Genomic DNA, 10,337 nt, shown 5'->3' with positions numbered 1-10,337 from the left:
TTTATGATTGAAATTAAATCGTGGTTGAATCATCGGCTAAGACAATTGATTTGGAAGAGATGGAAGAAAGTATCCACTCGATATAGAAAATTAAAACAACTGGGGATAGAACACGATGATGCACTCAAAATGGCTGGTAGCCGAAAGGCTTACTGGAGGCTCTCGCGAAGTAAAACTTTACATCGTGCCATAACAAATAAGAAGCTCGAACAGTGGAGATTAAAAGATTTAATACTACTGTATGAACGTTAGAGATATTCAAGTTATTGAACCGCCGTATACGAGAACCGTACGTACGGTGGTGTGAGAGGTCGACTAGTCAATTAATGACTAGTCTCCTACTCGATTATATTTACGTGCTTTTCCAGTTCTTGCGATTGACTGGGGTGCATAATCTAAATAGAAAAGGGTCTTTAAAATGGGGAAAAAACATGGCATATTTCTTCTGTCAATCGGCATAATTATTATACTTCTGTCTATTTATATAGTCTTACTAGACCCGATCGTCGGTGGAGTAGGTCTATTGATCGGAGCCTGGAATATATTCATCGGTATACGAACAATCAGAGGGAAATGGTTCTTCGGTTCACGATTTAATGACGACAAGTAGAAGAAGTAGGGCGTGATGACCTGTTAAAGGGTACACGCTTTTTTTGTGCGCTGATACGGGCATCAGCGTTGATCTTGAATCGATCGAAGTAGAAGGCGGTAAAATTCTAGGTAGATGCTCAATATCAGGTGACTATAACTTGAATATCTAGGTAACGTCAGAACAGGGAGAGTCTGATGGTACTTTTTTGCTGTGAGAGGAAAGTAAGGTATAACTAAAATCAGTCTACTTATAGTTCAGTACGACAGTTAATTGGAGAAGTGTCGTTAGGTACCGTCTAGTTGCAGCCTATCATTCAAATTACATTAGATTCTACAATTAGGAGCCTTCTAGCTGTAGCTCTGTACTTAAATGAGACTTGTACTGAAGCTAGAAGCCGTCTAGTTAAAGCAAATGAGAAAAAGTTAGAATTGAACTACAAGTAGAAACCTTTTTAATGACAACTCTTAGAGTAAATAACAAAGCAAAGTATAACTAGACGCTACAAGTGATACTTTAGTCTTTATTACACAACCATATGGTATCTTAAAACTATTAAATTAGAAATCACATTACTAAAAAAGCATTCGACCTGTCAGAGTATAGTCTACTCAAGACAGGTCGGATGCTTTTTACATTATTAGTTTGTATTCAATCAGAAGTTGAAAATAGACGATTGATTATTCTTCAGAATCTTCCTCAGTTTCGTCTTCTTCAGGTTCTTCCTCAGGCTTTTCTTCCTCAGGCTCCTCTTCAGAAGGATCCGGTTCAGTTCCTGGCGGTTCTTCTTCTGTTTCTTCTTCCTCAGGTTCCTCTTCAGGCTCGGGTTCGGGCTGAGGCGCCGCTGGCTGCTCAGTTACTGGGGGTGTCTGAACATTTTCCTCTTCTTCTTCCTCTTCCTCTTCTTCATCGATTCGTTCAGGTATCGTGATGGAGACAGATGATTCTGGCCCAGTGTTTCCATATGCAGAAACAGAGAGGGTGATGGTCAATGAGCCGGAAGGGGGCTCGGTGATGACCGCTTCGGTGTCGCTTAGAGTAGTTGACTGACCGTCCACCGACAGATTATAAGTGACTGATTCATCTTCATTGTCTAAAGTGTACTCGTCCCAAGTGATAGTCAGTTCATCGGATTCCTCATCATAATCAGCTGACAGACCAGTTGGAGCTGACAGTTCTTCACCAAATGAAGTGGATACTTCAGTCGGCTCAGTTCCAGTTACAAATAGTTCGTTCACAATGTGACTGTCCGGTGTGTTTGGTCCAGGCAGTTGAGCGGGGTCAGATCCATCCTCAACAGCCACTTCTGTAACGGAACTTGGCCTGGTCCATTCGGTGTTGTTTAAACCTTGTGATACATAAGACATCACTTCACGGTAAATGTGGCGTGGAATCAATCGCGAACCGTCTTCAAGAGACAAGTAATTCCCTTCCGCATTTCTATCAAACCCAGTCCAAACTGAAAGGGAGTAGTTAGACGTATAGCCGACATACCATGAATCGGGCACACCATGTGATGGATGATTAAAGCGTTCGTAATCCTCTGGAGCAAAGTTGGTCGTTCCTGTTTTCCCTGCTTGAGGCAGGTTAGGGATACCTACAGTGCTGCTTAAATTAGAAGGAACACCTCTTAAGATATCTGTAATCATATACGCTGTATAATCAGACATTGCTCGGTTGGTTTCAGGTACCAAATTAATTTCTTGGCCATCACGTGTAGTGACCCTAGTAACTGCGTGAGGCTGAGTGAAGTTACCCCCATTGGAAAAGGCAGCATAAGCACCGGCAAGCTGAAGAGGTGTCATTTCTCCATTTATAGCGTTCTGAGGGAAAATACCTGGTGAATCATTCAATTCATCTGAATCGATTCCCAGATTTCCAAGAAACTCGTCAATCTGACTTGTTTCAAGATCTTCGTTCATAATCTTGGCAGCAGGTATGTTTCTTGATTCTACGAGAGCATCTCTAAGACTCATCTGACCGCGAAACTGCCTGTCAAAGTTTCGTGGTGTCCAGTCGGTTCCTGGCACGGTATATTCTTCATCTACAATTTGATGATACGTGGAATACTGCAAAAATTCGATAGCTGGTCCATAGGTTGTAAGTGGCTTGATTGTAGAGCCAGTGGTCTGTTTTTCCATAGCGTGATTAGTTTCACGAAGGCCTCCGGGATTGCGTGCACCGCCGAGAGCTCTAATCTTACCAGTTTCAACTTCGACAAGTGAAACAGCCGACTGTACATTGTCTTTAACGAAATCTACATACTCATCAGAGTTTAGTACATCAAAAACGCGCTGCTGGGCTTCCATATCCAAGTTGGTTTCAATAGTCAAGCCGGCAGTTGAAATGTCAAGTCCTGTTTTTTCTCTGATTTCGTGTCTGACCTGGGTCACAAAACTGTCAACAACTAGATCGTTTTGCTCAACGACACTCAGTTCTACTAATCCTTCTGTAACAGGCGTATTGATTGCCTGATCAGCTTCTTCTTCTGTAATCATACCTTCACTCTGCATGGCACGGATAACAATGTTACGGCGACGTTCTGCAAGATCCGGGTTAATGCGGGGGTTAAATCGGTTGGGTGCCTGGGCCATACCGGCAAACAGAGCTGCTTCATGAATCTCTAGATCACTGGCCGGTTTGCCAAAGTAATGCTCTGATGCTGCAGCTACACCATAGATATTGCCACCAAGGTTAATACGGTTTAAATACATCGTCATAATTTGTTCCTTGGAAAGTTGACGCTCTAGCTGAACAGCCAGCCAGGCTTCCTGTGCTTTACGCTCTAGCGTCTGGTCTTCAGGGGCTGTAGAGAACACGGACAGCTTAACAAGTTGTTGTGTAACGGTGCTTCCACCTCCCACAATCTGACCACGGTTTGTCACGAAACCAACAGCTGCCCGTCCAATACCAATCGGATCGATACCAAAGTGACTCTTAAAGCGCTGGTCTTCGATTGCAATCACAGCATCAACCATGATGTCGGGAATCTCTTCTGGAGCTGCAAAGTTTCGTGTTTCGGCTCCAATTGTATAAAAGACTTCACCATTTTTATCAAGAAGGTCGGACGAAAATGCGCCGACTAAATCTTCTTCGGTAAGATCCGGGGCACTAGAGACATAATAGACAAAAAGAGAGCCTCCAGCTATAACCGCAAGTGTAACAAGCAGAAATAAGGCTTGAATAATACGTTTAAACCAATGTTTGAATCCGCCTGACTGCCTGGATTGTTTTTTGTTTTTTCGATAATGTTGTCTTGATACTTGTTCTTTTTCAGACATATTGTACTCCTTCTCCTCTAAATGTATTTTATAATTGAAGATTCAGTATTAAAAATTAGGTTTATCAAAAAAGAACTTTACACTATTAAATAAAATCAGTCAATACTAGGGCCTGTTCTTAAGAGAGTCTTAACTATTTAAATGAATAGAGTGTGTCAATTAAATCAAGATAAGGCAGTCGTGGTGCTAGAGAATACTTAATTTCATAGCCTTCCTTGATTAAGGCCTTTATAGGAATAGATTTTTTCCCGTTCTCATCAAACTGTTGCTGCCACCAGTTTTTTAGCTGAGGAAAGTTGAGTAAAAAGACACGATTAATTGAACTGAAGCGAATCACAACAAAACAGATTCCACCGTGCTCAAAGCAGGCATTCATATGTTTAATTTGGTGCTCATGGAAATTTTTCAAAGGAAAAGAGGTTTTGTTTCGTGTTTCCTTTGCCTCAAAGTCGATGTATCGACCTCGATATACGCCATTATAATCTGTTGTAGAGGCCTTCTTATAATATGCTTCAGTTATTTTAGCGGCACTTCTTCTTGGGTAGTCAACATTAACTACCTGAATAGGGATCGGTTTTTTATGGATAACTGCTCTGTTTTTTAAGAGATAATACTCATTTGTCCGGGTTAAGTCATCTTCGAGGCTCATTCCTCTATTACTGTATGATACTTTTTTCTTATTCAGTTGCTTTTTGCTTTTCTTTTTGTCATCATGAACGAGATAAGCTTGTCCATTAGGGTAATGGAATGTCAATTTGTTCACACCCTTTTACTATAGATTAAGTATAGTTTACCAAACAATTGTTTTGAAACCTATGAAGGAAGGAAAAATTCATGAAAAATTTATATGTTACAGGCTACCGTTCATATGAAGTCTCTGTATTTACTCCAGATGACCCAAAGCTTAAGTATATTAAATTGTACATAAAGAAAAGACTGACAGATTACATTCATGAAGGATTGGAGTGGGTGATAATATCCGGCAACCTCGGGACAGAACTCTGGACAGGAGAAGTAGTTCTGGATCTAAAAAAAGATTATCCAGAGTTAAAACTGGCCATGCTGCTCCCTTATACTGGTTTTCAAAGCAAGTGGAATGAAAAAAATCAACTGCTTTTTAATTCAATTGTCGAAAAAGCTGATTACCTGAACTATACATCCAACAGTGACTACTCTAATCCAAGTCAACTTAAAAATCACCAGGACTTCATTATGAGAAATACAGAAGGGTGTTTGCTGTTTTATGATACGGAGCACGAAGGAAAGGTTAAGTTTTACTATGATAAAGCAAGACAATATCAGGAAAGCAGTACCTATGAAATTGATTTGATTTCTTTTGATGAACTGCAATGGTTTATTACCGACCTGGAAGAGGAAGAATTCCAGTAATATCCATTTGCTAAATTCAAACAACGTAGAAATAAGATTGAAATGAAAAGATAAAATACGGTTATCTTCACTTTTATCCGGGAATTTGGTATAATAAATGTGTATTAAAAATAGTACTCCATGGACAGTAGAATGATTAATGTAATCATAATTGACTGACATTAGATGAGGTGTAGGAATGGATAGTAGGGAGTTAACTCAGAAAGAAATTTTGGAAAAAGATTTTAAAACTAAGATGCGTGGATACGATCCAACTGGTGTAGATGAATTTCTTGATGTGGTCATTAGAGATTATGAATCATTCCAGAATGAAATCGATAAGCTGAAAGCTGAAAATAATCGTCTGCTTGATAAGCTGGATGATCAGTCGAAACAGATGAGCACTCAAAATCAGAACCAGAATCAGTCTGGTTCTAATGTCACAAACTTTGATATTCTAAAACGTTTATCAAATCTTGAGCGTCACGTTTTCGGTTCAAAACTGGACAATCAGTAAATAACATTTGAATAGTGTACATCACGGATAATCGCACAGCTATTTATTAAGCTGTGAGGAAAGTCCATGCTCACACAGGCTGCGATGCCTGTAGTGTTCGTGCGCAGCGAAACAATAAGCTGCGGCTCTCAAGTGATTGAGATGACGGCAGGAAAAAGAGCTAAGGGGAGACCTATGCTTGAGTACCCTTGAAAGTGCCACAGTGACGAAGCAGACGGGGAAACGCGTCTGGTGGAACGCGGTAAACCCCTCGAGTGAGCAACCCAAACATATGGTAGGGGCACTTTTCTCCTGGAATTGAACAGAGAGAAGAGGTCGGGCTTATTGCCCGTGCAGACAGATGATTATCTCTGAGTGGACTTCACCGTCCATTCTAGACAGAACATGGCTTACAGTGATGTACATAGTGGCTGAAATCCTCTCTTTTTAGGGAGGATTTTCTTTACGTCAATTGAAAAATCATTCATACTATAAGAAAAAGAGAGGTGTCGGATAAATGACGTATCAATTGCTGGCAACAGCGGCAAGCGGGATAGAAGCGCTTGTTGGAAACGAACTGAAAGACATGGGATACGACGTTGAAGTGGAGAACGGTCGTGCTCGCTTTGAAGGAGATAAAGAAGACATAGCGAAAGCTAACTTGTGGCTCCGTACAGCTGACCGCGTAAAAATCATCGTAGGCGAATTTGAAGCCAAGACATTTGATGATTTATACGAACAGACTAAAGCCCTGCCTTGGGATGATTACCTGGCAATGGATTCAGCTTTTCCTGTCAGTGGAAAATCTATAAAATCAACATTGTACAGTGTGCCTGATGTTCAGCGTATTGTAAACAAGGCGATTGCTGACAAAATAAAGGATGTCTACCATCGTCGCGGAATGCTACCAGAAACTGGAGCAAAATTCCCCATTGAAGTCGCTATCCGTAAAGATAAGGTCCTTTTAACAATCGATACTACTGGACCCAGTCTGTTCAAGCGCGGCTATCGTATCGATAAAGGTGGCGCACCCCTTAAAGAAAATATGGCTGCAGCTTTAGTTATGCTGACAACTTGGCGAAAGGACCGTCCATTTGTCGATCCGACGTGTGGTTCCGGGACTATTCCTATTGAAGCCGCTCTGATCGGTCATAATATCGCTCCTGGCTTCAACCGCAGCTTCCTGTGTGAAGATTGGCACTGGATGCCGGAAGAGTTGTGGGAGAAAGTCCGCATGGATGCCGAAGAGCAAGCTGAATACGATATCGAACTAGATATTCTAGGAACAGATATCGACGGCCGTATGATAGAAATCGCTAAAGCAAATGCTCTGGAAGCGGGTTTGTCTCATAGTGTTGAATTCAAACAGCTACAAGTAGCAGACTTTAAGACAGACAAGGAATTCGGTATCATTGTCTCCAACCCGCCATATGGGGAACGACTAGGGGACCCTGAACAGGCTTATCAGATCTACCGTGATATGGGCCAGGCCTTCAGACCACTGACGACTTGGAGTAAGTACATTATAACCAGCGATTTGGACTTTGAAGAGCACTACGGTCAAAAAGCAACCAAGAAACGCAAACTTTACAATGGATACCTTAGAACGGATTATTTCCAGTACTGGGGAAAGCGTAAATAAGTAACAGCATACAAAAATGATCAAACTCATCAACTACCAGGATGTTAGGCTGGTGGATGATGGGTTTTTTCGTATTTATACTAGTAGTCATCATTATAAAAAGATATACTTCTGACATAGAGAATCTGAATGCTGAGGAGGACTGTAATGATTGAAGGATTGAGTCACATTACATTAATCTTCACAGATCTTGAAAGAACATCCCGGCTGTTTTCTGATATATTTGAAGCTGAAGAGGTTTATGACAGTGGAGCAAAGAAGCATTCGCTTTTCAAGGAGAAATTCTTTCTTATTATAGGCGTCTGGGTTGTTATAATGGAAAGCGAAGACATAAAAAGTGAGACGTATCATCACGTCGCATTCAAAATTTCAGATTCTGAATATGATATCTATAAAGAGAAGCTGGGGGCTTTCGATATCCGAATGAGAGAGTCCAGGCCGAGAATAGAGGGTGAAGGCCGTTCGCTTTATTTTTACGACTATGATAACAATTTGTTCGAACTGCATACTGGAACGCTTGAAGAACGCCTTGATAATTATAGTAAAATGTAGGTAGATTTTCTACTTTAATAAGCTCAGAAATCCTAGTGAAGACAGGTATATGCTGTGAGAGGATGGATCATCTTGGAACACACTTTAGTCATTATTAAACCAGATGCCGTGGAAAGAAATCTGATTGGACAGATAATTGATACGTATGAAAGAAACGATTTGAAAGTCATCCAGATGAATATGATGAAACCTACCTTAGAGCAGGTTCAGAAACATTATTCTGAGCATCAGGGGAAGTATTTTTACGACAGGCTAGTTAAGTATCTGACGAGCGGTGATGTTGTTGTACTCTTGTTGGAAGGAAAAAGAGCTATCGAGCGTGTCAGAAAACTGAATGGAAAAACTAATCCTCAAGAATCAGAAGAAGGGACTTTAAGAAAGCGATTCGGTATCGATCACACAAGAAACTCTGTTCATGCATCAGATTCCGAAGAAAAAGTGGCATATGAGGTAGAAATCTGGCTCGCAAAATATTAAAGAAGAGCGAAATAATAAATAGAGCGCAGAAGGTTAAGACCTTCCGCGCTCTATTTTTGCTTGCTAAGAGTATGGAGTACAAGACTCCTCAGTAAAAATAATGACTGGAAATATTTACTATAATATAACCGCTCCAATAATGCCGAAGATAATGATCGGAATATCAAAGTGGGTGAATGTTGCTACGCAGGTATCCCAGATGTGATCGTGCTGTCCATCCACATTCAGACCGGCTGTTGGTCCAAGCGTACTGTCTGAAGCGGGAGAACCGGCGTCACCAAGAGCTGCAGCTGAACCGATCAGAAGAATCGTCGCAGCAGGACTGAAACCTAATTCTACAGCTAAAGGAACATAGATTGCAGCGATGATTGGAACCGTACCAAATGAAGTTCCGATACCGATTGTAATGAACAGACCTAAGATGATCATACCTGTAGCGGCCAGAAGCTGATTGTCACCAATTATTCCAGTGACTGATTCAACTAACGTTTCAACGCCGCCTGTTGCACGGATGACATCTCCGTAACCTGAAGCAACTAGCATGACGAAGGCGATGAAGCCCATCATGCCGATCCCATCTTTAACCATGCCATCCAGATTTGTCCATTTGATCGCTCCACCGACAACCATAATTGCCAGTCCGACAATAGCGCCTAGAACTAGAGAACCGACTGCTAGCTGGACAACTAAAGCCGACACAGCACCGATTAATGCAAAAATATGTGTTCGGTTCAGCTTAACTTCTTCTTCAGGCTCATCACGGTCTTTATAACCAAACTTTTTGCCTGAATGCTCATCGTATTCACGAGGTTTACGGTAAGTAATAAGAACAGCAATTACTAAGCCAACGAGCATTGCTAGTCCAGGAATCCATAGAATCTGCCAGATCGAAATATCGCTGACGTCCATTCCGCTTTGAGCCATTTCATCACGTATGATATTGTGGAAAATCAGTCCATAACCTACAGGAATCGTAATGTATGCTGATTTCAAACCGAAAGTCAACGCAGTGGCGACTGCTCGTCTATCTATTTTCAGTTTATTGAAAACAGAGATGAGCGGGGGAATAAGAATCGGAATAAACGCGATGTGGACCGGGATCAGGTTCTGCGAGAACATACTGATAAACGCAATGATAAATATTAGTGTGCGTCCAGTTCCTCTAATGCTTCTCGACAATCGTTGAGTCACGATTTTTGCTGCACCAGTCTGATGAATGGCTGCAGCTAAGGCACCAAGTAATATGTAGTTTAGTGCAGTTTCGGCATTTCCACCCATACCACCTATTAATGTTTCCATTGTATCGATAAGAGGCATTCCTGCAACCAGGCCAGCCACGATCGCCGCAACAATAAGCGCGAGTAGTACGTTCAGCTTGAATAAAGATAATCCAACCATGACAACTACTGAAATTAAAACAGGGTTAGTTAACACTTTCTCACTCCTATAATTATAAGCATACCAATTTTTTACTTAACTAAAATAATACCATAGGTTTGCTTTAAGTAGTAAATGTTTTAGTTAGATGTATTCACTAGTGTTGCATAAAACTTAGAATAAATGATTTCCATAGATTGTTACTTTCGTCACAAATGGTTTTCGTTAAAATTTCCAAAAAAGTCAAGTGCTGGCGCAAGGGATGACTTTTTCCAGAAATTTTTAGGGTTATTCAGTTGTGGTTTAGTCTTTTTGTATTCTCTTTCACTTAACCAGGTGCGAACGATTCTTTGAAATACGCAAACGGTTCATACTGTAACGCTCTGATTTGTCTCAAAATAGTGAAGAGGCTTGATTTCAAGCGTAATTCCAGTTTCATCAGTAACGTCAGTAAGTAGACAATCATCGCAAGAATCACTTGATTCTCCACGCCTTGTTCAGACTGTGAATAGTACGTTTTAATGGTCAAATGTTGTTTGATGTGCTTAAAAAACA

At 40.9% G+C, this 10,337-nt stretch carries 10 protein-coding genes, 1 other RNA gene and 1 pseudogene; 8 read left to right on the top strand and 4 right to left on the bottom strand.

Going from position 1 to position 10,337, the window contains the following annotated elements; all coding sequences use genetic code 11:
• Window positions 1–252, top strand: a 252-nt coding sequence (locus BLR76_RS12065) for a reverse transcriptase (protein ID WP_218121442.1), incomplete at its 5' end; no start/stop codon positions are given.
• A gap of 166 nt (window positions 253–418) precedes the next feature.
• Complete coding sequence (locus tag BLR76_RS10000; protein WP_091268591.1) at window positions 419–610, top strand: hypothetical protein; 192 nt, start codon at window positions 419–421, stop codon at window positions 608–610.
• A 659-nt stretch (window positions 611–1,269) separates the two neighbouring features.
• On the opposite strand, the gene BLR76_RS09995 is transcribed toward BLR76_RS10000, so the two are convergent.
• Together BLR76_RS09995 and recU are read right to left on the bottom strand one after the other, a co-directional pair.
• Window positions 1,270–3,870 carry a transglycosylase domain-containing protein gene (locus BLR76_RS09995; protein ID WP_091268589.1) on the bottom strand — a complete coding sequence of 867 codons (2,601 nt, stop codon included), beginning with the start codon at window positions 3,868–3,870 and terminating at the stop codon, window positions 1,270–1,272.
• Between the two features lie 133 nt (window positions 3,871–4,003).
• Window positions 4,004–4,624 carry a Holliday junction resolvase RecU gene (gene recU / locus BLR76_RS09990; protein ID WP_091268587.1) on the bottom strand — a complete coding sequence of 207 codons (621 nt, stop codon included), beginning with the start codon at window positions 4,622–4,624 and terminating at the stop codon, window positions 4,004–4,006.
• Window positions 4,625–4,704: 80 nt separating this feature from the next.
• Here recU and BLR76_RS09985 point away from each other — a divergent pair, with 80 nt between their 5' ends.
• From BLR76_RS09985 to ndk, 6 genes are all read left to right on the top strand, one after another.
• Window positions 4,705–5,259 (top strand): SLOG family protein, encoded by a 555-nt coding sequence (locus tag BLR76_RS09985; RefSeq protein ID WP_091268585.1) that lies wholly within the window; start codon window positions 4,705–4,707, stop codon window positions 5,257–5,259.
• A gap of 178 nt (window positions 5,260–5,437) precedes the next feature.
• Window positions 5,438–5,755, top strand: coding sequence for a cell division regulator GpsB (gpsB, locus tag BLR76_RS09980; RefSeq protein WP_091268583.1), 318 nt, complete (start codon window positions 5,438–5,440; stop codon window positions 5,753–5,755).
• Window positions 5,756–5,774: 19 nt separating this feature from the next.
• Window positions 5,775–6,152, top strand: an RNA gene (rnpB, locus tag BLR76_RS09975) — RNase P RNA component class B.
• A gap of 99 nt (window positions 6,153–6,251) precedes the next feature.
• Window positions 6,252–7,376 carry a THUMP domain-containing class I SAM-dependent RNA methyltransferase gene (locus BLR76_RS09970; RefSeq protein WP_091268582.1) on the top strand — a complete coding sequence of 375 codons (1,125 nt, stop codon included), beginning with the start codon at window positions 6,252–6,254 and terminating at the stop codon, window positions 7,374–7,376.
• 147 nt (window positions 7,377–7,523) lie between these two features.
• Entirely contained in the window at window positions 7,524–7,928 is a 405-nt protein-coding gene (fosX, locus tag BLR76_RS09965) for a FosX/FosE/FosI family fosfomycin resistance hydrolase (RefSeq protein ID WP_091268580.1), read from the top strand.
• A 72-nt stretch (window positions 7,929–8,000) separates the two neighbouring features.
• Window positions 8,001–8,405, top strand: coding sequence for a nucleoside-diphosphate kinase (gene ndk, locus BLR76_RS09960; RefSeq protein ID WP_218121440.1), 405 nt, complete (start codon window positions 8,001–8,003; stop codon window positions 8,403–8,405).
• 117 nt (window positions 8,406–8,522) lie between these two features.
• Here ndk and BLR76_RS09955 read toward each other — a convergent pair whose 3' ends face one another.
• Complete coding sequence (locus tag BLR76_RS09955; RefSeq protein WP_091268578.1) at window positions 8,523–9,839, bottom strand: Na+/H+ antiporter family protein; 1,317 nt, start codon at window positions 9,837–9,839, stop codon at window positions 8,523–8,525.
• Between the two features lie 271 nt (window positions 9,840–10,110).
• Window positions 10,111–10,337, bottom strand: a pseudogene (locus BLR76_RS12430) (IS4 family transposase); the annotation flags it as partial.

Origin of the sequence: Alkalibacterium thalassium (assembly GCF_900101165.1) — a bacterium.
Taxonomy (GTDB): domain Bacteria; phylum Bacillota; class Bacilli; order Lactobacillales; family Carnobacteriaceae_A; genus Alkalibacterium; species Alkalibacterium indicireducens.
Note: the sequence above shows the minus strand (reverse complement) of the source record. Positions and strands in the feature narration are given on the sequence as shown.

What these genes read in the sequence shown, in the direction of transcription:
- BLR76_RS10000 (WP_091268591.1), top strand. Translation starts at nt 419, where the DNA reads ATGGGGAAAAAACATGGCATATTTCTTCTGTCAATCGGCATAATTATT.
- BLR76_RS09995 (WP_091268589.1), bottom strand. Translation starts at nt 3,870, where the DNA reads ATGTCTGAAAAAGAACAAGTATCAAGACAACATTATCGAAAAAACAAA.
- BLR76_RS09985 (WP_091268585.1), top strand. Translation starts at nt 4,705, where the DNA reads ATGAAAAATTTATATGTTACAGGCTACCGTTCATATGAAGTCTCTGTA.
- gpsB (WP_091268583.1), top strand. Translation starts at nt 5,438, where the DNA reads ATGGATAGTAGGGAGTTAACTCAGAAAGAAATTTTGGAAAAAGATTTT.
- BLR76_RS09970 (WP_091268582.1), top strand. Translation starts at nt 6,252, where the DNA reads ATGACGTATCAATTGCTGGCAACAGCGGCAAGCGGGATAGAAGCGCTT.
- fosX (WP_091268580.1), top strand. Translation starts at nt 7,524, where the DNA reads ATGATTGAAGGATTGAGTCACATTACATTAATCTTCACAGATCTTGAA.